Here is a 26393-nt window from a genome sequence, read left to right on the forward strand (position 1 = left end):
TTTCCTCCTAGTTATTATTACTAATATAAGCACGCAGTATTTTAACTAATTCGCCTGTGGCATGATTGTTGTCGATCTGTAAAACATAATTACTTTGCCTGAATTTATTAAGATATTTGACAAGCTCTTCTATTTGCGAAGTCGTAAAGTCGCCAATACCTGAACTTTGGACAGGCATTAAGATAAAGAGATGTTCTTGCTTTGGTTCAAAGTTCAATGCTTGGATGGTGGCAGTATAGTTACGCACATGAATGTGCAATCGGCTACGTTCTTGAGGTTCTTGAGGTTCAATTAGGACAGTGCGAATGCCGCCAACCATCTTCGTGGTAATGGCATATTCTGAAAGCAGCGGCGCAGCAGCTAGTAATACCATTTTGAAGCGCAGCTTTTGATTACCTAAACTAGCCAATTCAAGCCAGTAGCTGGCTTCTTTAGCAGTTAAACTAAAGGTACCTGCTTTTCCAGAAAAAATCTGATAATTGAGTTGTTGATCATCTTTATCAAAAGTAGTCATTGCCAGCGACAATGAATGCTCGGGCTGCTCTTGACTTATAATCTGAAATTGATAATCCACATCTTTTGTCAATCTTGGCATGATAATATCAGGAATAAAACCTCCATCGACAATTTTCATTTCTTTCCATAAAATTAGCGCTTTACCCGGTGAAACTATTGCGTTTTCATAGATTAAATCCTCATCTTCAAAATGCACCTTTGCACCATACATATAGATATAGCCCATATTCCGTGGTCTAAATAGGAGATATACCGTTACCAGTTTATTATCAGTCATTACGACCCCATTCTTAACATTCATATAAAAAGCATTCCTAAATAAATATTCGGAATGCTTTTTTAAGATTCATTAGTCTAAATAAGCATACTCTTATTTTACCACTAAATCAGCTTATTTCTTCTTAAAATTTTTAGCTAAAACGTATTGTCCGTTACGAATATGGTAATACGTCTTACCATTAATCTTCTTGGTACTATAAGTCTTAACTTTCGTGCCTTTCTTTAACACCTTGGTACCGATTCTCTTGCCATGCTTATCATAGATATAAGCATTGTGCTTGAGCTTAGGTTCCTTACCAATAACATTGCCGGCTGCCAAGTATTTACCATGACGAAGATTGTAGAACTTGCGACCATCTACATAAATAGTCTCATAACCCTTAATCTTCTTGCCCTTCTTCAATACCTTGTTACCGATCCGCTTGCCGTTCTTATCATAGACATAAGCATTGTGATGCAACTTACCTTCAAGACCAATGAAGTTACCCGCTGCTACGTAATGCTTGTTACCAATACTGTAGAAGTAACGACCATTAATCAACTTCTTGTCACCATAAGTCTTAACAATTGAAGTCCGTTTCAAAACTAAGCTGTTAGCACGTTTACCACTCTTGTTGTAAACATAAGCGTTGTGAACCAGTTTTCTAGAAACAGCTGACTTAGGATCAATGTCTTCATCAGTGTCATCAGTATCACGATCATCAACCGTCGTCGTATTAGTAGTAGCAGGAACAGTCGCTGCTGGTACATAAATTGGACGATTTGCTTCAGAAGTTGAAGTACTATAGCTGACTGATGTTGAGTCATTCGTTGATACTTCTGTGGAAGCTGAGTCACTAACTACTGTGCTGTAACTTGCCGAGGCTTCACTATTCTGCGATACTTCTGTCGAGGCTGATTCTGAAATCACTGTACTATAACTGGCTGAGGCTTCACTATTCTGTGAAACTGCTGTCGAAGCTGAGTCTGAAATCACTGTGCTGTAGCTGACTGACTTCGATACTTCTGTTGACGCTGAGTCACTAACCAATGTACTATAGCTGGCCGAGGCTCTACTGTTCTGTGATGCCTCTGTTGAAACTGAATCACTAACTACTGTACTGTAGCTCTTTGACGTCGATTCGTTATGCAAAGTTTCCGTTGAAGCCGAGTCGGAAATTACTGTACTGTAGCTGACTGACTTCGATACTTCTGTCGAAGCTGAGTCACTAACTACTGTGCTGTAACTTGCTGAGGCTTCACTATTCTGTGAAACTGCTGTCGAAGCTGAGCCTGAGATCACTGTACTATAACTGACTGACTTCGATACTTCTGTTGAAGCTGAGTCGGAAATTACTGTACTGTAACTTACTGACTTCGATACTTCTGTGGAGGCTGAATCAGAAATTGCTGTACTGTAACTTACTGACTTCGATACTTCTGTGGAGGCTGAATCAGAAATTGCTGTACTGTAACTTACTGACTTCGATACTTCTGTCGAAGCTGAGTCACTAACCAACGTACTATAGCTAGCCGAGGCTCTACTGTTCTGTGATGCCTCTGTCGAAGCCGATTCACTAACCAACGTACTATAGCTGGCCGAGGCTCTACTGTTCTGTGATACCTCTGTCGAAGCAGATTCACTAACCAACGTACTATAGCTAGCCGAGACTCTACTGTTCTGTGATACCTCTGTCGAAGCCGATTCACTAACCAACGTACTATAGCTAGCCGAGACTCTACTGTTCTGTGATACCTCTGTCGAAGCAGATTCACTAACTACTGTGCTGTAGCTCTTTGAAGTCGATTCGTTATGTGAAGTTTCTGTTGAAGCTGAGTCGGAAATTACCGTACTGTAACTCTTTGACGTTGATTCGTTATGCGAAGTTTCTGTTGAAGCCGAGTCGGAAATTACTGTACTGTAACTCACTGACTTCGATACTTCGGTCGATCCTGATTCACTAACCAACGTACTATAACTAGCTGAGGCTCTACTGTTCTGTGATACCTCTGTGGAAGCCGATTCGCTGACCAACGTACTATAGCTGGCCGAGGCTCTACTGTTCTGTGATGCCTCTGTGTAAGCTGATTCGCTAACCAACGTACTATAGCTAGCTGAGGCTCTACTGTTCTGTGATGCCTCTGTTGAAACCGAATCACTAACTACTGTACTGTAACTCTTTGACGTCGATTCATTATGCGAAGTTTCAGTTGAAGCTGAATCAGAAATTACCGTACTGTAACTCTTTGAAGTTGATTCGTTATGCGAAGTTTCAGTTGAAGCCGAGTCGGAAATTACTGTACTGTAGCTGACTGACTTCGATACTTCTGTCGAAGCTGATTCACTAATTACTGTACTGTAGCTAACTGACTTCGATACTTCTGTTGACGCTGATTCACTAACCAATGTACTATAGCTGGCCGAAGCTCTACTGTTCTGTGATGCCTCTGTCGAAGCAGATTCACTAACCAACGTACTATAGCTGGCCGAGGCTCTACTGTTCTGTGATGCCTCTGTTGAAACCGAGTCACTAACTACTGTACTGTAGCTCTTTGAAGTTGATTCGTTATGTGAAGTTTCCGTTGAAGCCGAGTCGGAAATTACCGTGCTGTAGCTGACTGACTTCGATACTTCTGTCGATCCTGATTCACTAATTACCGTACTATAGCTGGCTGAGGCTCTACTGTTCTGTGATGCCTCTGTTGAAACCGAATCACTAACTACTGTACTGTAGCTCTTTGACGTTGACTCATTATGCGAAGTTTCTGTTGAAGCTGAGTCGGAAATTACCGTACTGTAGCTGACTGACTTCGATACTTCTGTCGATCCTGATTCACTAACTACTGTACTGTAGCTCTTTGAAGTCGATTCATTATGCGAAGTTTCCGTTGAAGCTGAATCAGAAATTACCGTACTGTAACTCTTTGACGTCGATTCGTTATGTGAAGTTTCAGTTGAAGCTGAGTCGGAAATTACTGTGCTGTAGCTGACTGACTTCGATACCTCTGTTGACGCTGATTCACTAACTACTGTACTGTAGCTCTTTGAAGTCGATTCATTATGCGAAGTTTCAGTTGAAGCTGAATCAGAAATTACCGTACTGTAACTCTTTGAAGTCGATTCGTTATGCGAAGTTTCTGTTGAAGCCGAGTCGGAAATTACTGTACTGTAACTCACTGACTTCGATACTTCGGTCGATCCTGATTCACTAACCAACGTACTATAGCTAGCCGAAGCCCTACTGTTCTGTGATGCCTCTGTTGAAACCGAATCACTAACTACTGTACTGTAACTCTTTGACGTCGATTCATTATGCGAAGTTTCAGTTGAAGCCGAGTCAGAAATTACTGTACTGTAACTCTTCGACGTTGATTCGTTATGCGAAGCTTCAGTTGAAGTTGAGTCGGAAATTACCGTGCTGTAGCTGACTGACTTCGATACCTCTGTTGACGCTGATTCACTAACCAATGTACTATAGCTGGCCGAAGCTCTACTGTTCTGTGATGCCTCTGTCGAAGCAGATTCACTAACCAACGTACTATAACTAGCCGAAGCTCTACTGTTCTGTGATGCCTCTGTTGAAGCCGATTCACTAACCAACGTACTATAGCTAGCCGAAGCTCTACTGTTCTGTGATGCCTCTGTCGAAGCCGATTCACTAACTACTGTACTGTAGCTCTTTGAAGTCGATTCATTATGCGAAGTTTCTGTTGAAGCCGAGTCGGAAATTACTGTACTGTAGCTCTTTGACGTTGACTCATTATGCGAAGTTTCTGTTGAAGCTGAGTCGGAAATTACCGTACTGTAGCTGACTGACTTCGATACTTCGGTCGATCCTGATTCACTAATTACCGTGCTGTAGCTGGCCGACGTAGAACTATTTTGCTCTACTGCTGTCGAGCCTGATTCACTTACTACTGTACTGTAGCTGACTGACTTCGATACCTCTGTTGACGCTGATTCACTAACTACCGTGCTGTAGCTGGCTGACGTAGAACTATTCTGCTCTACTGCTGTCGAGCCTGATTCACTAATTACTGTACTGTAGCTAACTGACTTCGATACCTCTGTTGACGCTGATTCACTAACCAACGTACTATAGCTAGCCGAGGCTCTACTGTTCTGTGATGCCTCTGTCGAAGCCGATTCACTAACTACTGTACTGTAGCTCTTTGAAGTCGATTCATTATGCGAAGTTTCTGTTGAAGCCGAGTCGGAAATTACTGTACTGTAGCTCTTTGACGTTGACTCATTATTCGAAGTTTCTGTTGAAGCTGAGTCGGAAATTACCGTACTGTAGCTGACTGACTTCGATACTTCTGTTGACGCTGATTCACTAACCAACGTACTATAGCTAGCCGAGGCTCTACTGTTCTGTGATGCCTCTGTCGAAGCCGATTCACTAACCAACGTACTATAACTAGCCGAGGCTCTACTGTTCTGTGATGCCTCTGTCGAAGCTGAGTCACTAACCAACGTACTATAGCTGGCTGAGGCTCTACTGTTCTGTGATGCCTCTGTTGAAACCGAATCACTAACTACCGTGCTGTAGCTTTCCGAGGTTGAACTATTTTGCTCTATCGCTGTCGAGGCTGACTCACTAACTACTGTACTGTAGCTAACTGACTTCGATACTTCCGTTGAAGCTGAATCAGAAATTACCGTACTGTAACTCTTTGAAGTTGATTCGTTATGCGAAGTTTCAGTTGAAGCCGAGTCGGAAATTACCGTGCTGTAGCTGACCGACTTCGATACTTCCGTTGAAGCTGAATCAGAAATTACCGTACTGTAACTCTTTGAAGTTGATTCGTTATGCGAAGTTTCAGTTGAAGCCGAGTCGGAAATTACCGTGCTGTAGCTGACTGACTTCGATACTTCCGTTGAAGCTGATTCGCTAATTACCGTGCTGTAGCTGACTGACTTCGATACTTCTGTCGAAGCTGATTCACTAATTACCGTGCTGTAGCTGGCCGACGTAGAACTATTTTGCTCTACTGCTGTCGAGCCTGACTCACTAACCACTGTGCTGTAGCTAACCGACTTCGATACTTCTGTCGAAGCTGATTCACTAATTACCGTACTGTAGCTAGCTGAGGTTGAACTATTCTGCTCTACTGCTGTCGATCCTGATTCACTAACTACCGTACTGTAGCTAACTGACTTCGATACTTCCGTTGACGCTGATTCACTAACCAACGTACTATAGCTAGCCGAGGCTCTACTGTTCTGTGATGCCTCTGTCGAAGCCGATTCACTAACCAACGTACTATAACTAGCCGAGGCTCTACTGTTCTGTGATGCCTCTGTCGAAGCTGAGTCACTAACCAACGTACTATAGCTGGCTGAGGCTCTACTGTTCTGTGATGCCTCTGTTGAAACCGAATCACTAACTACCGTGCTGTAGCTTTCCGAGGTTGAACTATTTTGCTCTATCGCTGTCGATCCTGACTCACTTACTACTGTACTGTAGCTAACTGACTTCGATACTTCTGTCGAAGCTGATTCACTGACTACCGTGCTGTAGCTTTCCGAAGTAGAGCTATTCTGCTCTACTGCTGTCGAGGCTGACTCACTTACTACTGTACTGTAGCTAACTGACTTCGATACTTCCGTTGAAGCTGATTCGCTAATTACCGTGCTGTAGCTGGCTGAGGTTGAACTATTCTGCTCTACTGCTGTCGATCCTGACTCACTAACCACTGTACTGTAGCTGACTGACTTCGATACTTCCGTCGAAGCTGATTCACTGACTACCGTGCTGTAACTTACTGAGGTTGAGTCATTATGCGAAGTTTCCGTTGAAACCGAGTCGGAGACTACTGTACTGTAGCTTTCCGAAGTAGAACTATTCTGCTCTACTGCTGTCGAGCCTGACTCACTAACTACTGTACTGTAGCTGACTGACTTCGATACTTCCGTTGAAGCTGATTCACTGACTACCGTGCTGTAGCTGGCCGACGTAGAACTATTTTGCTCTACTGCTGTCGAGCCTGACTCACTAACCACTGTGCTGTAGCTAACCGACTTCGATACTTCTGTCGAAGCTGATTCACTAATTACCGTACTGTAGCTAGCTGAGGTTGAACTATTCTGCTCTACTGCTGTCGATCCTGACTCACTAACCACTGTACTGTAGCTGACTGACTTCGATACTTCCGTTGAAGCTGATTCGCTAATTACCGTGCTGTAGCTGACTGACTTCGATACTTCTGTCGAAGCTGATTCACTAATTACCGTACTATAGCTGGCCGAGGCTCTACTGTTCTGTGATACTTCTGTCGAAGCTGATTCACTAATTACCGTGCTGTAGCTGGCCGACGTAGAACTATTTTGCTCTACTGCTGTCGAGCCTGACTCACTAACCACTGTGCTGTAGCTAACCGACTTCGATACTTCTGTCGAAGCTGATTCACTAATTACCGTACTGTAGCTAGCTGAGGTTGAACTATTCTGCTCTACTGCTGTCGATCCTGATTCACTAACTACCGTACTGTAGCTAACTGACTTCGATACTTCCGTTGACGCTGATTCACTAACCAACGTACTATAGCTAGCCGAGGCTCTACTGTTCTGTGATGCCTCTGTCGAAGCCGATTCACTAACCAACGTACTATAACTAGCCGAGGCTCTACTGTTCTGTGATGCCTCTGTCGAAGCTGAGTCACTAACCAACGTACTATAGCTGGCTGAGGCTCTACTGTTCTGTGATGCCTCTGTTGAAACCGAATCACTAACTACCGTGCTGTAGCTTTCCGAGGTTGAACTATTTTGCTCTATCGCTGTCGATCCTGACTCACTTACTACTGTACTGTAGCTAACTGACTTCGATACTTCTGTCGAAGCTGATTCACTGACTACCGTGCTGTAGCTTTCCGAAGTAGAGCTATTCTGCTCTACTGCTGTCGAGGCTGACTCACTTACTACTGTACTGTAGCTAACTGACTTCGATACTTCCGTTGAAGCTGATTCGCTAATTACCGTGCTGTAGCTGGCTGAGGTTGAACTATTCTGCTCTACTGCTGTCGATCCTGACTCACTAACCACTGTACTGTAGCTGACTGACTTCGATACTTCCGTCGAAGCTGATCACTGACTACCGTGCTGTAACTTACTGAGGTTGAGTCATTATGCGAAGTTTCCGTTGAAACCGAGTCGGAGACTACTGTACTGTAGCTTTCCGAAGTAGAACTATTCTGCTCTACTGCTGTCGAGCCTGACTCACTAACTACTGTACTGTAGCTGACTGACTTCGATACTTCCGTTGAAGCTGATTCACTGACTACCGTGCTGTAGCTGGCCGACGTAGAACTATTTTGCTCTACTGCTGTCGAGCCTGACTCACTAACCACTGTGCTGTAGCTAACCGACTTCGATACTTCTGTCGAAGCTGATTCACTAATTACCGTACTGTAGCTAGCTGAGGTTGAACTATTCTGCTCTACTGCTGTCGATCCTGACTCACTAACCACTGTACTGTAGCTGACTGACTTCGATACTTCTGTTGACGCTGATTCACTAACCAACGTACTATAGCTAGCCGAGGCTCTACTGTTCTGTGATGCCTCTGTCGAAGCCGATTCACTAACCAACGTACTATAACTAGCCGAGGCTCTACTGTTCTGTGATGCCTCTGTCGAAGCTGAGTCACTAACCAACGTACTATAGCTGGCTGAGGCTCTACTGTTCTGTGATGCCTCTGTTGAAACCGAATCACTAACTACCGTGCTGTAGCTTTCCGAGGTTGAACTATTTTGCTCTATCGCTGTCGAGGCTGACTCACTAACTACTGTACTGTAGCTAACTGACTTCGATACTTCTGTCGAAGCTGATTCACTGACTACCGTGCTGTAGCTTTCCGAAGTAGAGCTATTCTGCTCTACTGCTGTCGAGGCTGACTCACTAACTACTGTACTGTAGCTAACTGACTTCGATACTTCCGTTGAAGCTGATTCGCTAATTACCGTGCTGTAGCTGGCCGACGTAGAACTATTTTGCTCTACTGCTGTCGAGCCTGACTCACTAACCACTGTACTGTAGCTGACCGACTTCGATACTTCTGTCGATCCTGATTCACTAACTACTGTACTGTAGCTCTTTGAAGTCGATTCGTTATGTGAAGTTTCTGTTGAAGCTGAGTCGGAAATTACTGTACTGTAGCTAACTGACTTCGATACTTCTGTCGAAGCCGATTCACTAATTACCGTACTATAGCTGGCTGAGGTTGAACTATTCTGCTCTACTGCTGTCGATCCTGACTCACTTACTACTGTACTGTAGTTGACTGACTTCGATACCTCTGTGGAAGCTGATTCACTAACCAACGTACTATAGCTAGCCGAGGCTCTACTGTTCTGTGATGCCTCTGTCGAAGCCGATTCACTAACCACTGTACTGTAGCTGACTGACTTCGATACTTCCGTTGAAGCTGACTCACTAACTACCGTGCTGTAGCTGGCCGAGGTTGAACTATTCTGTTCTACTGCTGTCGAGCCTGATTCACTGACTACTGTACTGTAGCTAACTGACTTCGATACTTCTGTCGAAGCTGATTCACTAACTACCGTACTGTAGCTCTTTGAAGTCGATTCATTATGCGAAGTTTCTGTTGAAACTGAGTCAGAGATCACTGTGCTGTAGCTTTCCGAAGTAGAGCTATTCTGTTCTACTGCTGTCGAGCCTGACTCACTAACTACTGTACTGTAGCTAACTGACTTCGATACTTCTGTCGAAGCTGATTCACTAACTACTGTGCTGTAACTTACTGAGGTTGAGTCATTATGCGAAGTTTCCGTTGAAACTGAGTCAGAGATCACTGTGCTGTAGCTTTCCGAAGTAGAACTATTTTGCTCTACTGCTGTTGATCCTGATTCACTAACCACTGTACTGTAGCTGACTGACTTCGATACTTCCGTTGAAGCTGACTCACTAACTACCGTGCTGTAGCTGGCCGAGGTTGAACTATTTTGCTCTACTGCTGTCGATCCTGACTCACTAACCACTGTACTGTAACTAACCGACTTCGATACTTCTGTCGAAGCTGATTCACTAATTACCGTACTATAGCTGGCTGAGGTTGAACTATTCTGTTCTACTGCTGTCGATCCTGACTCACTAACCACTGTACTGTAGCTAACTGACTTCGATACTTCCGTTGAAGCCGATTCACTAACTACCGTACTGTAACTTACTGATGTTGAGTCATTATGCGAAGTTTCCGTTGAAACCGAGTCGGAGACTACTGTACTGTAGCTTTCCGAGGTTGAACTATTCTGCTCTACTTCTGTCGAAGCTGACTCACTAACCACTGTACTGTAGCTGACTGACTTCGATACTTCTGTCGAAGCTGATTCACTGACTACCGTGCTGTAGCTGGCCGAGGTTGAACTATTTTGCTCTACTGCTGTCGAGCCTGACTCACTAACCACTGTGCTGTAGCTAACCGACTTCGATACTTCTGTCGAAGCTGATTCACTTACTACCGTGCTGTAGCTGGCCGAGGTTGAACTATTCTGCTCTACTGCTGTCGAGCCTGATTCACTAACCACTGTACTGTAGCTGACTGACTTCGATACTTCCGTTGAAGCTGACTCACTAACTACCGTGCTGTAGCTGGCCGAGGTTGAACTATTCTGCTCTACTGCTGTCGATCCTGACTCACTAACCACTGTACTGTAGCTGACTGACTTCGATACTTCCGTCGAAGCTGATTCACTGACTACCGTGCTGTAACTTACTGAGGTTGAGTCATTATGCGAAGTTTCCGTTGAAACCGAGTCGGAGACTACTGTACTGTAGCTTTCCGAAGTAGAACTATTCTGCTCTACTGCTGTCGAGCCTGATTCACTAACCACTGTACTGTAGCTGACTGACTTCGATACTTCCGTTGAAGCTGACTCACTAACTACCGTGCTGTAGCTGACTGACTTCGATACTTCTGTCGAAGCTGATTCACTTACTACCGTGCTGTAGCTGGCCGAGGTTGAACTATTCTGCTCTACTGCTGTCGAGCCTGACTCACTAACTACTGTACTGTAGCTGACTGACTTCGATACTTCTGTCGAAGCTGATTCACTGACTACCGTGCTGTAGCTTTCCGATGTTGAACTATTCTGCTCTACTGCTGTCGAGCCTGACTCACTAACCACTGTACTGTAGCTGACCGACTTCGATACTTCTGTCGAAGCTGATTCACTAACTACCGTACTGTAACTAACTGATGTTGAGTCATTATGCGAAGTTTCCGTTGAAACCGAGTCGGAGACTACTGTACTGTAGCTTTCCGAAGTAGAACTATTCTGCTCTACTGCTGTCGAGCCTGACTCACTAACCACTGTACTGTAGCTGACTGACTTCGATACTTCCGTTGAAGCTGATTCACTAACTACCGTGCTGTAGCTTTCCGAAGTAGAACTATTCTGTTCTACTGCTGTCGATCCTGACTCACTAACCACTGTACTGTAGCTGACTGACTTCGATACTTCCGTCGAAGCTGATTCACTGACTACCGTGCTGTAACTTACTGAGGTTGAGTCATTATGCGAAGTTTCCGTTGAAACCGAGTCGGAGACTACTGTACTGTAGCTTTCCGAAGTAGAACTATTCTGCTCTACTGCTGTCGAGCCTGACTCACTAACCACTGTACTGTAGCTGACTGACTTCGATACTTCTGTCGAAGCTGATTCACTAATTACCGTACTGTAGCTTTCCGAAGTAGAACTATTTTGCTCTACTGCTGTCGAGCCTGATTCACTAACCACTGTACTGTAGCTAACTGACTTCGATACTTCCGTTGAAGCTGATTCACTGACTACCGTGCTGTAGCTTTCCGAGGTTGAACTATTCTGCTCTACTGCTGTCGAGCCTGACTCACTAACTACTGTGCTGTAACTGACTGACTTCGATACTTCCGTTGAAGCTGATTCACTGACTACCGTGCTGTAGCTTTCCGAAGTAGAGCTATTCTGCTCTACTGCTGTCGATCCTGACTCACTAACTACCGTACTGTAGCTAACTGACTTCGATACTTCTGTCGAAGCCGATTCACTGACTACCGTGCTGTAGCTGGCCGAGGTTGAACTATTCTGCTCTACTGCTGTCGATCCTGACTCACTAACCACTGTACTGTAACTAACTGACTTCGATACTTCTGTCGAAGCTGATTCACTAACTACCGTACTGTAGCTGACTGAGGTTGAGTCATTAAGCGAAGTTTCCGTTGAAACCGAGTCGGAGACTACTGTACTGTAGCTTTCCGAGGTTGAACTATTCTGCTCTACTGCTGTTGATCCTGACTCACTAACCACTGTACTGTAGCTGACTGACTTCGATACTTCTGTCGAAGCTGATTCACTAATTACCGTACTATAGCTGGCTGAGGTTGAACTATTCTGCTCTACTGCTGTCGAGCCTGATTCACTAACCACTGTACTGTAGCTGACTGACTTCGATACTTCCGTTGAAGCTGACTCACTAACTACCGTGCTGTAGCTGGCCGAGGTTGAACTATTCTGTTCTACTGCTGTCGAGCCTGACTCACTAACTACTGTACTGTAACTTACTGACTTCGATACTTCTGTTGAAGCCGATTCGCTAACTTCTGTACTAAAGCTCGTCGACTTCGAAGCATTCGACTGATCGACCTGCGATTGCGACATCAATGAGTTATCCTTGATCAAGCTGACAATTGCCGACTTAACCTGCTCATAGGATGCACTACTGCGCTGCGAATCAACTTGTGCCCAACTCTTAGAAGCTGCCAGCGAATTCGATGTCGAAGCACTCAGGCGGTTAGAGCCTTGATCTTCAGCAAACGATTGACTAGCACTCAGTCTGGCACTCTCTGAAAAACTATCCTCTTCAGCTGCAGCCTGTGAACTAGCCTGTTGGCTGTCCTTAACTGGCTTAAGGGTTGACTCAAGCGCCGATTGTGAATCATTCATGCTATCAGACAGCGAATCTTTATTAGCACTATCAGCCGCATCCAGATAACTATTATTGGCACTCGACGCATCGGCATGCATATCAGAGTTACTGTTACTCAGTTCGTTATATTGCGATGAAGCCGATTGATATTCGTTACTAGTAATAAATGATGCCGAAAGACTGGCACCAGACAGACTAAGTAAAAGCGAATCCTTGAGCGAATTACTCGTTGATAGCGACTCACTAATACTCGACATATCTGCCTCAACACTCGCCAAGGCTGCGGATACAGCACTAGCTGATTGTGCAGCATCGTCCTCTGCTTGCTTGCTAGAGGAATCTAGCCAATCCTGCAACATGCTGGAAGCCGCACTACTCTTGCTAGCATCATTAGAAGCTGCAAGAACTGCGGAAGCAGAAGCATTAGAAACTTTATCTTCGAATTCACTTAAGCTACTATTAGCCGAAACAATTTCACTTGTGCTGGCTGATTGTGATTCCTGACTCTTCAGGCTCTGACTATCGTGCAGACTCACCTGTGTAGAAACCGAAGTACTCTGATCCACATCGCTATAACTAGCAGCAACTGCTTCACTAACGGCATTGCTGACCGAGTTACTATGTGACTCATTCTGTGCTACATTTGTGGAGTGTTGACTATTAAGATGTGAATTACCAGAGAGACTGGTAGAAGCAGAAGTACTAGCACTCTTTGAACCTTCGTTAGATACACTCTTACTATTAACAGCAATTAAAGCATCAGAATTAGAACGCGAATCACTATCATTATCTGCAATCGTTTGACTTAAGCTCGAGCCGATTGTATTAGCTTGTCCATTATGCATCGAGTTAAGCAATTGACTAAAAAATAAACTTTGACTGGTTGCTGCATTAATATTAGACACACTAGCAGCCCACTCAGCTAAACTGGTGGAATCAGACAAGTACTTACTGGAATCGTGATTATTAGCCAAGCTGGCAGCTAACGAATTAGAAACATTCTCATTGAGCTTTGAATCATTCGCGCTAGCGTTAGTAAAGTCACTCGCTAGTGAATTACCAGTTGAAACATAATTAACCTTAGAATCTGACTTAGCTTTTAAACTTTGCTTAGAAGTCGCTGAAACTTCTGACTTAACCTGTGGCTTAGTCTTAGAAGCAGATTCATCTGTCCATTGATTATCATCAGCTAGCGACATCAAAGCTGCTTTAACTGACTGTCCACTAGCATTCAAGGTTTTCTTCTGACTTAGACCAGCTGCCGTTGCAGCTGACACACTTCCCGGCTTACTAGTAGTCTGCGAGGTCGTTAGTGACTTAGCAGTCTCAGAAGCTGGAATTGCGGCTGACTCAGCATTAACTAATAAATGCTTGTTTTGGGTTAATTTAACTTTGGGAACATTAGTTGCTGCCCGCGCGGTTTGCGGCGCGCTAAGCAAGCCGCCTAATAGCCCTCCTATTCCGGCAGTCCCAGCTGCCATAAGATTACGTCTGAACGCCTTGGCTTTTTCGTTTTGTTCTTCCTTTTGCCCAGTTTGCGTTTCAGTTCCACTATTTGAACTCTTCATTTGCTTTCACCTGTAATTATGTCACTGTCGTGTTGATCGTCATTAAATGCAAAAAGAGCAGACCCAACCTAAGTTGAATCCCTTCTTCTTGCTAGTTATCTTTAGCCTTGTTCCGGTTCTGCCATTGCCATTATATCGTCAAAAGTCTGAATAATTTCATCAATCATTGATTGTGAAATCTCTCCTGGATTATTATTGATTTGATTAGTAGCATCAGCCAAAGCAGAAAACAGTCTCTGAAGCAAGTTTCCTCTTTGACTAACTGTTAAATTAGGGTAAGCAGTACTCAGCTTCATGTAATCTTTTTGCCACTCTACATTGATAGTTTGAATAGCAGCTGGTTTAGTGGTGGTCATTTCAGGAACATCAACTGGACTATAAGCTGCAATTGCCTTAATGCCAGCGTCATAAGCTCGCTTTACACCTTTAATATCTTTTGCAACAGTAATTTCATTTTGCGAAGTAGCTACCATAAAACTCAAATCTGCTTGATGACTAGCTTTATCTTTATCACTACTATGATCGTTGTCTAACCAATTAGTTGCCTTAGCTTGCAATTGATTCTCAAAATACATCCGATAGGCATTTAACAGTTGCTTTTCATAGCTATTACGATCTTGATTGATATAACTATTATCATCTTTACTATCAAGTTGACCGCGGTCATAATCTGTATCAATTATCGCTTTACCATCTACTAACAATTGGTTGACTTGTGTGCGTGTTGCTTCGTCAAGCTCACTATCTGGGACAGTCTGTTTGCAAATATTGGCATAAGCTTGTAGTTCTGCCTTAGCACCCTCGTGGTTGAACTTATCAATCGCTTGAGACTTAGCGGCGTTCATAGCATCAATCAAGGTAGCACCATCAATCGTGGCATTGGCAGCTTCTGCTACGGCATCAATGCGATCCAGATATTCTGTTTGGTCAGCTACCGTTAAGCCTGATGCTCTTACCCGCCTCTTAGCACCTTCAAGTGCTGTCTGCAGCTTCTGCTTAAGTTTCTGCTTAGTACTATCTAAGTTATTAGCATCATCAACTGCGGATTGGATGTCACCAAGTCCATTATTATAGATTTGCTTAATTGCATCTTGCTGATCTTGTGCATTATCCTTATCAGTATCTTGGTAATTTACCGTATTAATACTGTCTTTAGCATCTGATAGCGTATCATTTACTACGGTATGAGCTTTATTCTTATCATCAGGACTTAGATTTGCATTGTTATCGATTGTAGTATTGGCGGTGTCTGCAGCAGTGCCCAATAATTCCTTGGCTTTCGTTGCTTCGGTATCAATAATAGTGTCTAAGCCATTGGTAAGTGCTGTATCAATTCCGCTAGTGTTAGTTGCTGAGCCGATATCGTTAAGCGCAGCAGTTTCAGCATCATCAATCGTCTTGGCAGCATCACTGCCTTTATCTAGACTTAAGTCTCCGCGAGCCTTATCAGCGGCTGCCGTGATAATATCCTTGGCATTCTGTTTGCGCTCTGCAATTACATTAGGATCATTGTCAAGGATCGGCTCAATTACACTGTGATCATTATTAGTTAAGGCTGTATCCAAGGCTGCAAGGGCCGCAAGAGCATCGTTCTTGTCCTTTTCAACAGTAGCTGAGGTTGTATCGCCATCAATCTTGTTGTTGGCAGTAGTAACAATGTCCTTAATGTGATCCTTGATTGCTTGTTTTTCCGTTTCCGTGTACGGTGTGCCATCTTCATGGGTAGCGTTAGCTAGCGCTTGATCAACGTGTTCTGTGACTTCGTCACCCTTGTTGGTAACTTGATCTTTAGCTTGCCCCTTATCAAAGGCTAACTTAATGGTATCTTGCTTGCCTGTGACGTTGTCCTCTGTGGCATCTGCTGTATCAACAGCAATAATCTCGTCCCTAGCCTTTTGACCAGCCTCAGTGGTACTTAATAAACCGACTGCGGTGTCTTTTTCAGCAGCAACAACTTCGCCTAAGCCAGTATTCTTATCAGTTTCGATCAGATTATTTTTGGTTTCCTGATCAATTCTGTCTAGTGCAGCCTCTTCAGCAGCATCAATTTGCATTGAATTATTATTGCCGGTTACACCTAAGTCCTCGCGGGCCCTGTCAGCTGCATTACTGATGGCAGTCTTAGCTGCCTGTTTATCCGCACGTTCTTTTTGTACATTTGCATCATTGTCAAGGATTGGGTTGATTACTGTTTCACTACCTTGATCACAAGCATTCTTAATCTTATTGATTGCGGCAATGGCATCAGCTTTAGCTTTATTTACACTACCTGCTTCATTAGCAGCAGTGCCAACAATAGTAGCATTATCAATTGTGCCAGAGGTTGATCCAGCTCCATTAGCCTTATCGATTTCCTTTTTAATGGCATCTTTAATGGCTTGTTTTTCAACGTCAGTGTAAGGTAAGCCGTTTTTATGATTGGTTAGCTTGTCAACAGAAGTATTAGCTGCGTCACCTGCTGCAATCACGTCTTTTTTAGCTTGGGTCTTAGCAGCATCTAAGTCTAATAGATTAATTGCAGTATTATAAAGATCCCGAATCTTATTTTGTTTCTCTGTAATGGTATCTTTATTAGCGCCAACACTACTTACCTCGCTGTTAATTCTATTCTTGAGGTTCAATACTTCGGCTTTAACAGCAGCACTCGTATCGGGTTTAGTCTTGTTAGTAAGCTGATCCTTAGCAGCTTGCTTTTCTTTCAAGACTAACTGTTGCAAGCCCTTATTAAGTGCCGTTTCAATCGCTGCATCATCAGCTGCATTGTCAATTGCAGCCAGTGCGTTTTCTTTAGCACTAGCAACCTCATTTTTATTACTATCTCCACCGATATCAGTGAGGGCTTTGTCAGCAGCTTTTTCAATTGTTTGTTTGGCAGCAGCTCGGTTAATCATCGTTTGACCGGCTTTTTCTGCAGCACCGATCGCTTCTTTACCAGATGCATTGTCAATTGCAGCGTTAGCAGCGGCAATAGTGTCAGCTAAGTCAGCATTATCCTTGTAGTGGTTAGTAATCGTGAAACCATCTAAGAGAGACTTATTACTACTATGGAACATCTGATCAATCGTCTTGTTAGTGCGATTATTCAATTCTGTGATAGCATCATCGCCGTTAGTGCCATCAATACCATAAATTGAAGTAGCAGGATCATAATTGGGAGCTCCTGAATGAGCAGTAGCTACATTATAGGCATTGTTAATTGCTGATATGTAGCTGGCTTGGTCAGCATCTGATAATTTTGAACCATGAACCATACTGATGGCTGCAACATAAGCATCGTGCAGTAAGCCCTCAGCATCTTTTTGCGCATCACCAAAATTCTTCTTCTGCAAGTCAACCAGTACCGGTCGCTTATCAGGATCATCAGCAGGTAAATTCAAAGTTGCTGGATCGTAATCAACGAAGTTCGCATGTGGGGTTAACTCAACTTTTGCACCTGGGTTAAGTTGGTTTACTTTTTCTTTTGGAATATTGAATGTAAACCGACCATTGCCATCAGCCTGAGCCGTAAATGTTGTTGGCAACTTATCAGGAGTAGTATCGGGGATCCAATTTGAACCTGAAGGTACCACAGCATTAGTATCTCCATAAGGATTAGGAACACCAGCATCAATTAATGTTTGCCCATCAAGACTAGAACCATCACTAACAAACTTAGCAGTAACATAGGCATCAGTACCACCAGGCAAGATTTTACTGAACAATCTATCACTAGCTGGTCCATCTTTTAGTTGGTCATAGTTATCTATTTGACCAGTGACCGTTCTAGAACCATCTGCATTAACCGTAACTTTAGTATTGCTGATATCCAAGAAGCCCTCTGGGTTAGCTGGGATAAAGTGAACATTGTTATATCCCGGATTATTCGGATTAGAGAAGGCATTTTGAATAATTGTCGGGAAGATAACATTAAACTTAGTTTCAGCATCAACCATTCCCTGAAGTGTTGGCAGCAACTGACTGACATCAGGTTGTCCCTGAGCATCATTTAAGTTAAAGGCAGCTGCTAGAATAGCTGGTAATTGTTGATACTCTGGCTTTTTAAAGTCAGTTTCCATAGTATCCAGCATTCCTTGATTCAGCGTTTTGTTACCATTCAAGAGTTCAATCTTTTGAACACCAATTGTCTGTTTTCCACCAATTGTTGTCTTCTTAACGTTCAGGAAGTGGAATGGTGGCAGTGTAATCTCTGTGTCACCAAACTCAAACTTTTGCCGCACGTTGGTAATATCGATTTCATTAGTACCAATGATACTGGTTTTGTCATTGGTATTATTATGTGCATCTAGGATTAGGCTCTGTGGGTTGTTAACTGTTAATACGGCACTACTAGTAACATCAACTAGTGTTACCGCACCAGTACCGTCGTTGACAGTCAGATTCAAGCTACCTCCATCAAGGTTCGCATTCTTACCAATCAGCAGCAGAGTTCCACCATAATTACCCATATTGTTACCAATAACATTGAATTCAGAGTTACGTCCTACAAAGAGATTACCACCATCGTAAATTAAGTTATTAGCTGGTGAATCTTTTCTGCTAGAATCTGAAATATTACCATTAGTGTTTACATTAACAATACCACCATTCGTTACACGAAAATCAGCAGAGGGATCATCCAATACAATAGCTTTAGTACGATGATTATCAAGAGCAGCCTTAGCATTATAATCATTCGTTACATAGTTACCATCAGTGTCAAAGTGTCCACCAGTATTTATGTTAAGCGTTCCCTGAACATTCACCTTCGCACTCTTATAGATAATTAAGCCATGACCAATATCAGTATTTTGAGCACCGAATGCAGTACCAGGCTCTTGAGGATCACTTCTTGGATTCAATGTAACGTTGGCTCCAGGCTTAACGATAACCTGATTAGGATTAGCATCAGTTCCACTATACATCTCAATCACATTACCAATATAAGTCGAACCTGTGAAGTCACAGCCTTTTTCGAAGATTAACTGACCTCCCTGATTGTTAAATTCAAATAATTGTTGTTTACCAGTGTCTTGAGTATCTGCGGCCTCGATATTTCCAGTTTTTGTGTTCAATGCTTGATAGTTTAAAACCGTTTTAGCATTATTTTTACCATAAAAATGAACCGCCGTATTTTTACCAACATACAACATTTGTGAGCCAGTATAATTAACGTTATAGAACGAAATACTTGATGAATCGAGATAATTTGAATTAGCAACACCAAACCAAGTACGACCATATAAATCTAAGTTTTGGTAAGTTATATCCATTGGGGTATGTTTATACTTATCCATATACTGTCCAAGTTCTCGACTTTGAAAATCAATCTTTTTCCGATTGCTATTTGGATCATTAGGGTCTGAGTCCTTAGCTTTAATCAATAACTTGCGTGGCTTATAATGCAGCCTAATCATACCACTAGCTGTTCCCCACGGAAATACAATGTCATTTGCTACAACAATAGTACTGATATCATCATTCCACAATGCATCAATCAAATCCTGATAGTCAGATACTTCAACTTCACTATCAGTAGTTTGAGAAATATAACTGTCTAATCTAACTTTATCATTGCTACTAGCAGCATCAGGAGTCTGGTCTACTACTTTTTTGACATTTACATTAGTATTCTCATCTTCTTTAGTAACTAACTCTCCGTTAGCTATATCCGCATCAGTTTCATTCGGCTTTTGCTCTGGCTTAGTTGTTGCCGGTTGATTCTCAGCGCTTCCATCAGCGGCAGAATTTGCTGGGCTTTCTGGCTGATTACTTGGCGCATTATTTGGTTTTGTATCAGGCTGCGGCTCTGCGGTTTGATCAGAGTTAGCTGATTGGTCTGGCTTGGCAGCAGACTGGTTGTCGTCATTAGCCACCTGTTCATCGCCGCCGCGCAGGAATTTAGCTAATCCTTTATATGTAGATAGGTCAGGCTTAGCTGTGTCCTTTTTTGGCGTGGCTTCCTGCTCTGGTGCTTGACCTTGGTCAGCTTTGCTAACAGTTGCACTATTTTGTGCAGTTGGCTCCACCGTATCAGCTTTGATAGTTTGTGAATTCACGCCCAAGAAAGTGAATCCAAGAAGTACAGAAGCTGCACCTATACTTAATTTACGAATAGAGAAGCGTTCTTGTTTGGACTGCATCTCCATCTTGCGTAACCTTTCACTAAAATTGTTTTTTCCTAGCATATTTTTCTCCCCAAAATAATGTTTACTAACAGTATTTTAAGACCTATACGCACAAATGTAAATATAAATTAAGAAATTAATTCCCCTTATTTTAATAACTATTACATGAAATAGTATGATTTGTTTCACAATAAAATAACCATAATTATAAAATTATAGCTTATATTTAAGCGTTATGGCATTATAAATAACAATAACATTTTGGATAAATTTAATAATTAAATAATTAATTCTATTTTTTACTAATTATAAATTTTTTTGAAAAAATATATTCTTCTCAAAATAAAGATATACAATAACTGCAAAACTTCCGGATAAGCTAGACCAATTATCGCTATATACTACAGTAGTTTTTTCCTTATCCAATGCTTATTGTCATTGGATAATACCTTAAAGGTTGAACTATAAAAAAGTTTAGTATGCCTGAATCTTTTCGATAAGTTTTGCACATAACAGCACTTTAGCTTGGCAAAACAAAAAAGCCCCGAAATAAATCGGAGCTTTTTATACTTATCCATCGGATAACTAGGCAACGTTAATCCTGATTAAGTGGATTAGGGTTGAGCCGTCCTTAAAGGTCAACTGAATAGCGGCGGTCGTATCGCCAGGCACGCTGGTGTCAGGAGCAGTTGCCCAGTTAATCTTGGCAATTGTCTCGGTATTAGCTAGGAAGCTGCTTGGATCGGCGAATGCTGCTGGTTCTGTCGTGGAATTCAGTGGCACACTGACTGTCTGCGTTTGCTGGAATTGCCATTGCAGACTCTGCGGCTTAACGATGACTGGCACGGCAACAGCTTGAGCAGTTCCGTCTTGATAATGCACGATCAGATAGGCCAACTGACTGCCAGCTCCAGCAAGTTCGAGATCGCTAGTGCCTTGCGCATTGCCTGACCAAGTATAGCCAGTAATATTTTGTTGATCTTCTGCAATTAAGTCAAGATAAGCAGCTGCAGTCGGATCGTTCTGCGTGTGGTCAATCGTTGTTTGGCTTAAATCAAAGGTCTTTTGCTGGTCAACTTGGGCATTAAGTGCCGTTACTTGTAAGTTAACTGTCATGGTTTGCGCTGATTCATCCTTAAATTTAATTACTAGCTCGGCTTGTTGCTCTCCGCGATTTGCTAGGGCTTGGCTATTGCTTTACGTGATGACTTGCACATTATGGGTAAATGCTTTATCTGTAGCTGTTATATTAACAATCTTTAGCTTATAAAAAGAATGGAAATATTTTTTATTTTTATGGTGCTAACAACTTTTTACCAAAAATAGTAAATTCGCCTGTTTCTTTGCTATAATGATTAGCGAATACAACCAAGAGTTTTGAGGGCGTGGTCGTTTTTCTGTAAAGGAAGTGATGCTTATGACATTATTCTTAAGGAAAGGAGACCGTCTGCTATTTAATGTCCGACAAAGTTTATCAACTTTTGAAGGCATTGCATGGTCAAGCCGATGCTTGGGTAAAACTTGCCTGGCAAATGAATCCAAACGATCCATTTGTTGCTGCTTTATCCTTGCTCGACACCTGTCTAGCAATTTGGCTGACTTTACATCAGCCAAAAAAATAGCCGTCCTACTTATAACTTTGGCGAGTTATAGGACGACTATTTAGTTAACCTATCATCTGACCACCGCTCTTAAAGCGGCAGTTGTTTTCCGAAAGAGCCATGTTAGCGCATGGCTTTTTTCGTTACCATTATTCTACCACAATTTATTTGTTTTGCACTTTTTTCTGGTTTTCTTTGCTATAATTAAACAAAAGATGAATAAAGCTAAAGGGCGGTGGCTGTTTTATTCCAAGGAGATGATTGCCTATGGAAACATGGAGTAAATTCTTGAAAGGATTAGCAGCCTATGAGTGTGGCAGAGGCTTTAACGCTGATGTTCACATTCGGTATGTTTATTTTGGCGCTGTTATCGTATATCGATCAGCACCACCGAAAATAATTGTACTTAAAAAGCCGTCCGATACTTTAGCAGGTTGCAAGACGACTTTTTAGTCAAAATGTAAGTTGCCACCGCCTTTTACACGGGACATCTTTTTAGAGGTAAGCTCCAACTTACCTCTTTTTTCTTTATACTTGTATTTTAACACATTATATTTATTTTGCATTTTTTCTGCTTTTCTTTGTTATAATAATTGACGAATACAACCAAGAGTTTTGAGGGCGTTGGTCGTTTTTTCTATAAAGGAAGTGGTGTCTATGACATTATTCTTAAGGAAAGGAGACTGTCTGCTATTTAATGTCCGACAAAGTTTATCAACTTTTGAAGGCATTGCATGGTCAAGCCGATGCTTGGGTAAAATTAGCCTGGCAAATGAATCCCGACGATCCATTTGTTGCTGCTTTATCCTTGCTCGACACCAGCCTAGCAATTTGGCTGACTTTACATCAGCCAAAAAAATAGCCGTCCTACTTATAACTTTGGTGAGTTATAGGACGGCTATTTAGCCAAAATATAATTTGACCACCGCTCTTAAAGCGGCAGTTGTTTTTCCGAAAGAGCCATGTTAGCGCATGGCTTTTTTCGTTATCACTATTCTAACACATTTTATTCGTTTTGCATTTTTAAACAAATATTTTTGCTATAATTAAACAAAAGATGAATAAAGCTAAAGGGCGGTGGCTATTTTACTCCGAGGAGATGATTGCCTATGGAAACATGGAACAAATTCTTGAAAGGATTAGCAGCCTATGAGTGTGGCAGAGGCTTTAACGCTGATGTTCACATTCGGTATGTTTATTTTGGCGCTGTTGTCGTATATCGATCAGCACCACCGAAAATAATTGTACTTAAAAAGCCGTCCAATACTTTAGCGAGTTACACGACGACTTTTTAGTCAAAATGTAAGTTGCCACCGCCTTTTACGCGGGACATCTTTTTAGAGGTAAGTTACAGCTTACCTCTTTTTCTTTATATCAACATTCTAACACAATTTATTCGTTTTGCACTTTTAAACAAATATTTTTGCTATAATTAAATAAAAGATGAATAAAGCTAAGGGGCGGTGGCTGTTTTATTCCGAGGAGATGATTGCCTATGGAAACATGGAGTAAACTCTTGAAAGGATTAACAGCCTATGAGTGTGGCAGATGCGTTAACGCTGATGTTCACATTCGGTATGTTTATTTTGGCGCTGTTGTCGTATATCGATCAGCACCACCGAAAATGATTGTACTAAAAAAGCCGTCCGATACTTTAGCGAGTTACACGACGACTTTTTAGTCAAAATGTAAGTTGCCACCGCCTTTTACGCGGGACATCTTTTTAGAGGTAAGCTACAACTTACCTCTTTTTTCTTTATATCAATATTCTAACACAATTTATTTATTTTGCATTTTTTCTGCTTTTCTTTGTTATAATAATTGACGAATACAACCAAGAGTTTTGAGGGCGTGGTCGTTTTTTCTGTAAAGGAAGTGGTGTCTATGACATTATTCTTAAGGAAAGGAGACCTACAACTATTTAATGTCCGACAAAGTTTTCGAACTTTTAAAGGCATTGCATGGTCAAGCCGATGCTTGGGTAAAACTTGCCTGGCAAATGAATCCAAACGATCCATTTGTCGCTATTTTATTCTTGCTCGACACTTACCTAGCAATCTGGCTGACTTTACATCAGCCAAAAAAATAGCCGTCCTACTTATAACTTTGGCTAGTTATAGGACGACTGTTCGTTAAACTATAATCTGACCACCGCTCTTAAAGCGGCAGTTGTTTTTCCGAAAGAGCCATGTTACTGCATGGCTTTTTTCGTTATCACTATTCTAACACATTTTATTCGTTTTGCACTTTTAAACAAATATTTTTGCTATAATTAAACAAAAGATGAATAAAACTAAAGGGCGGTGGCTGTTTTACTCCGAGGAGATGATTGCCTATGGAAACATGGAACAAATTCTTGAAAGGATTAGCAGCCTATGAGTGTGGCAGATGCGTTAACGCTAATGTTCACATTCGGTATGTTTATTTTGGCACTGTTGTCGTATATCGATCAGCACCACCACAAATAATTGTACTTAAAAAGCCGTCCGATACTTTAGCAGGTTATGTGACGACTTCCTAGTCAAAATATAATTACGCCACCGCCTTTTACGCGGGACATCTTTTTAGAGGTAAGTTGGAGCTTACCTCTTTTTCTTTATATATGTATTCTAACACAATTTAATTGTTTTGCACTTTTTTCTGCTTTTCTTTGTTATAATGATTACCGAATACGACCAAGAGTTTTGAGGGCGTTGGTCGTTTTTTCTATAAAGGAAGTGATGCTTATGGCATTATTCTTGAGGAAAGGAGACCGTCTGCTATTTGATGTCCGACAAAGTTTTCGAACTTTTAAAGGCATTGCATGGTCAAGCCGATGCTTGGGTAAAACTTGCCTGGCAAATGAATCCAAACGATCCATTTGTTGCTGCTTTATCCTTGCTCGACACTTGTCTAGCAATTTGGCTGACTTTACATCAGCCAAAAAAATAGCCGTCCTACTTAATAACTTTGGCGAGTTATAGGACGACTTTATCGTAATATCACTTGACCACCGCTCTTAAAGCGGCAGTTGTTTTTCCGAAAAAGCCGTGTTAGCGCATGGCTTTTTTCGTTATCATTATTCTACCACAATTTATTTGTTTTGCACTTTTTTCTGGTTTTCTTTGTTATAATAATTGACGAATACAACCAAGAGTTTTAAGGGCGTGGTCGTTTTTCTGTAAAGGAAGTGATGCTTATGGCATTATTCTTAAGGAAAGGAGACCGTCTGCTATTTGATGTCCGACAAAGTTTTCGAACTTTTAAAGGCATTGCATGGTCAAGCCGATGCTTGGGTAAAATTAGCCTGGCAAATGAATCCCGACGATCCATTTGTCGCTATTTTATTCTTGCTCGACACCAGCCTAGCAATTTGGCTGACTTTACATCAGCCAAAAAAATAGTCGTCCTACTTAATAACTCTGGTCAGTTATAGGACGACTTTATCGTAATATCACTTGACCACCGCTCTTAAAGCGGCAGTTGTTTTTCCGAAAAAGCCATGTTAGCGCATGGCTTTTTTCGTTATCATTATTCTAACACATTTTATTCGTTTTGCATTTTTAAACAAATATTTTTGCTATAATTAAACAAAAGATGAATAAAGCTAAAGGGCGGTGGCTGTTTTACTCCGAGGAGATGATTGCCTATGGAAACATGGAACAAATTCTTGAAAGGATTAGCAGCCTATGAGTGTGGCAGATGCGTTAACGCTGATGTTCACATTCGGTATGTTTATTCTGGCGCTGTTATCGTATATCGATCAGCACCACCGAAAATAATTGTACTAAAAAAGCCGTCCGATACTTTAGCGAGTTATGCGACGACTTTCTTAGTTTAACGTAATTACGCCACCGCCTTTTACGCGGGACATCTTTTAGAGGTAAGCTACAACTTACCTCTTTTTTCTTTATATCAATATTCTAACACAATTTATTTGTTTTGCACTTTTTTATGGTTTTCTTTACTCGATTCCTGACTTGCAACTTGACTAATCATAGGAAAAATAACCGTCCAATAACTTTGGACAGTTATAGGACGGTTATTTAGCCAAAACATATTTAACTACCGCTATTAAAGCGGCAGTTGTTTTTTGAAAAAGATGAATAAGCTAAAAACGGCGGCTCTTTTATTCCAAGGAGATGTTTGTTTATGAAGAACATAGAACAAACTATTGAAAGATCTAACAGCTAGTGAGTAACTTAAACGCATTAACGCTAATATTTACATTCAGTACGTTTACTTTAAGCATTGGTTACGGTATCGCTATTATCAACAAAAAGTCATTCTATAATTCAGCTAGTTATACAACAACTTTTTTGTTTAACGTGATCATGCCACCGCCTTTTATGCAAAACATCTTAATATAATTAATTTTAGCATAAGTATACAAAATCGCAATCTATTTGTTTGCTAAGCTACCGGGATACTATATTTGAACCGT

Annotated in this window: 15 protein-coding genes; 10 read left to right on the top strand and 5 right to left on the bottom strand. The window is 41.8% G+C overall.

Features of this window, described 5'->3' with window-relative positions:
- Positions 1–7: 7 nt before the first annotated feature.
- The 5 genes from OZX56_RS07615 to OZX56_RS07635 all read right to left on the bottom strand — a co-directional run bounded on the left by OZX56_RS07615 (position 8) and on the right by OZX56_RS07635 (position 21485).
- Entirely contained in the window at positions 8–817 is an 810-nt protein-coding gene (locus OZX56_RS07615; RefSeq protein WP_277139466.1) for an accessory Sec system protein Asp3, read from the bottom strand.
- Positions 818–907: 90 nt separating this feature from the next.
- On the bottom strand, positions 908–7819 hold the full coding sequence (locus tag OZX56_RS07620; RefSeq protein ID WP_277139467.1) for an SLAP domain-containing protein: 6912 nt from the start codon (positions 7817–7819) through the stop codon (positions 908–910).
- Complete coding sequence (locus OZX56_RS07625; protein WP_277139468.1) at positions 7789–14265, bottom strand: accessory Sec-dependent LPXTG-anchored adhesin; 6477 nt, start codon at positions 14263–14265, stop codon at positions 7789–7791. Before OZX56_RS07625 ends, OZX56_RS07620 begins: the two co-directional genes overlap by 31 nt.
- Positions 14266–14366: 101 nt before the next feature.
- The gene (locus OZX56_RS07630; RefSeq protein ID WP_277139469.1) at positions 14367–20429 is read right to left on the bottom strand and encodes a YSIRK-type signal peptide-containing protein; all 6063 of its coding nucleotides are present in this window, start codon (positions 20427–20429) and stop codon (positions 14367–14369) included.
- 525 nt (positions 20430–20954) lie between these two features.
- Positions 20955–21485, bottom strand: coding sequence for a Rib/alpha-like domain-containing protein (locus OZX56_RS07635; protein ID WP_277139470.1), 531 nt, complete (start codon positions 21483–21485; stop codon positions 20955–20957).
- Between the two features lie 341 nt (positions 21486–21826).
- On the opposite strand from OZX56_RS07635, the gene OZX56_RS07640 reads away from it, so the two are divergent.
- The 10 genes from OZX56_RS07640 (at position 21827) to OZX56_RS07685 (ending at position 25790) form a co-directional block, all read left to right on the top strand.
- Complete coding sequence (locus OZX56_RS07640; RefSeq protein WP_277139471.1) at positions 21827–21991, top strand: hypothetical protein; 165 nt, start codon at positions 21827–21829, stop codon at positions 21989–21991.
- Positions 21992–22237: 246 nt separating this feature from the next.
- Positions 22238–22423: a hypothetical protein gene (locus OZX56_RS07645; protein WP_277139472.1), complete on the top strand. Its 186-nt coding sequence runs from the start codon at positions 22238–22240 to the stop codon at positions 22421–22423.
- Positions 22424–22667: 244 nt separating this feature from the next.
- Positions 22668–22832, top strand: a complete 165-nt coding sequence (locus tag OZX56_RS07650; RefSeq protein WP_277139473.1) for a hypothetical protein — start codon at positions 22668–22670, stop codon at positions 22830–22832.
- A gap of 329 nt (positions 22833–23161) precedes the next feature.
- The gene (locus OZX56_RS07655) at positions 23162–23212 is read left to right on the top strand and encodes a hypothetical protein (protein WP_348635973.1); all 51 of its coding nucleotides are present in this window, start codon (positions 23162–23164) and stop codon (positions 23210–23212) included.
- Positions 23213–23465: 253 nt separating this feature from the next.
- Positions 23466–23651, top strand: a complete 186-nt coding sequence (locus tag OZX56_RS07660; protein WP_277139474.1) for a hypothetical protein — start codon at positions 23466–23468, stop codon at positions 23649–23651.
- Positions 23652–23894: 243 nt separating this feature from the next.
- The gene (locus OZX56_RS07665) at positions 23895–24059 is read left to right on the top strand and encodes a hypothetical protein (RefSeq protein WP_277139475.1); all 165 of its coding nucleotides are present in this window, start codon (positions 23895–23897) and stop codon (positions 24057–24059) included.
- Positions 24060–24305: 246 nt separating this feature from the next.
- Positions 24306–24491 carry a hypothetical protein gene (locus OZX56_RS07670; protein ID WP_277139476.1) on the top strand — a complete coding sequence of 62 codons (186 nt, stop codon included), beginning with the start codon at positions 24306–24308 and terminating at the stop codon, positions 24489–24491.
- A gap of 245 nt (positions 24492–24736) precedes the next feature.
- Positions 24737–24901: a hypothetical protein gene (locus tag OZX56_RS07675; RefSeq protein ID WP_277139477.1), complete on the top strand. Its 165-nt coding sequence runs from the start codon at positions 24737–24739 to the stop codon at positions 24899–24901.
- 287 nt (positions 24902–25188) lie between these two features.
- Positions 25189–25353, top strand: coding sequence for a hypothetical protein (locus OZX56_RS07680; protein WP_277139478.1), 165 nt, complete (start codon positions 25189–25191; stop codon positions 25351–25353).
- 245 nt (positions 25354–25598) lie between these two features.
- Positions 25599–25790: a hypothetical protein gene (locus OZX56_RS07685; RefSeq protein ID WP_277139479.1), complete on the top strand. Its 192-nt coding sequence runs from the start codon at positions 25599–25601 to the stop codon at positions 25788–25790.
- Positions 25791–26393 lie beyond the last annotated feature (603 nt).

It is taken from the genome of Lactobacillus sp. ESL0684, from assembly GCF_029392675.1.
In the GTDB taxonomy this organism is placed as follows: domain Bacteria; phylum Bacillota; class Bacilli; order Lactobacillales; family Lactobacillaceae; genus Lactobacillus.

Coding starts and splice junctions, on each gene's coding strand:
- OZX56_RS07665 (WP_277139475.1), top strand. CDS start 23,895: ATGTCCGACAAAGTTTTCGAACTTTTAAAGGCATTGCATGGTCAAGCC.
- OZX56_RS07660 (WP_277139474.1), top strand. CDS start 23,466: ATGGAAACATGGAGTAAACTCTTGAAAGGATTAACAGCCTATGAGTGT.
- OZX56_RS07615 (WP_277139466.1), bottom strand. CDS start 817: ATGAATGTTAAGAATGGGGTCGTAATGACTGATAATAAACTGGTAACG.
- OZX56_RS07640 (WP_277139471.1), top strand. CDS start 21,827: ATGTCCGACAAAGTTTATCAACTTTTGAAGGCATTGCATGGTCAAGCC.
- OZX56_RS07670 (WP_277139476.1), top strand. CDS start 24,306: ATGGAAACATGGAACAAATTCTTGAAAGGATTAGCAGCCTATGAGTGT.
- OZX56_RS07650 (WP_277139473.1), top strand. CDS start 22,668: ATGTCCGACAAAGTTTATCAACTTTTGAAGGCATTGCATGGTCAAGCC.
- OZX56_RS07685 (WP_277139479.1), top strand. CDS start 25,599: ATGGAAACATGGAACAAATTCTTGAAAGGATTAGCAGCCTATGAGTGT.
- OZX56_RS07635 (WP_277139470.1), bottom strand. CDS start 21,485: ATGACAGTTAACTTACAAGTAACGGCACTTAATGCCCAAGTTGACCAG.
- OZX56_RS07625 (WP_277139468.1), bottom strand. CDS start 14,265: ATGAAGAGTTCAAATAGTGGAACTGAAACGCAAACTGGGCAAAAGGAA.
- OZX56_RS07645 (WP_277139472.1), top strand. CDS start 22,238: ATGGAAACATGGAGTAAATTCTTGAAAGGATTAGCAGCCTATGAGTGT.
- OZX56_RS07680 (WP_277139478.1), top strand. CDS start 25,189: ATGTCCGACAAAGTTTTCGAACTTTTAAAGGCATTGCATGGTCAAGCC.
- OZX56_RS07675 (WP_277139477.1), top strand. CDS start 24,737: ATGTCCGACAAAGTTTTCGAACTTTTAAAGGCATTGCATGGTCAAGCC.
- OZX56_RS07630 (WP_277139469.1), bottom strand. CDS start 20,429: ATGCTAGGAAAAAACAATTTTAGTGAAAGGTTACGCAAGATGGAGATG.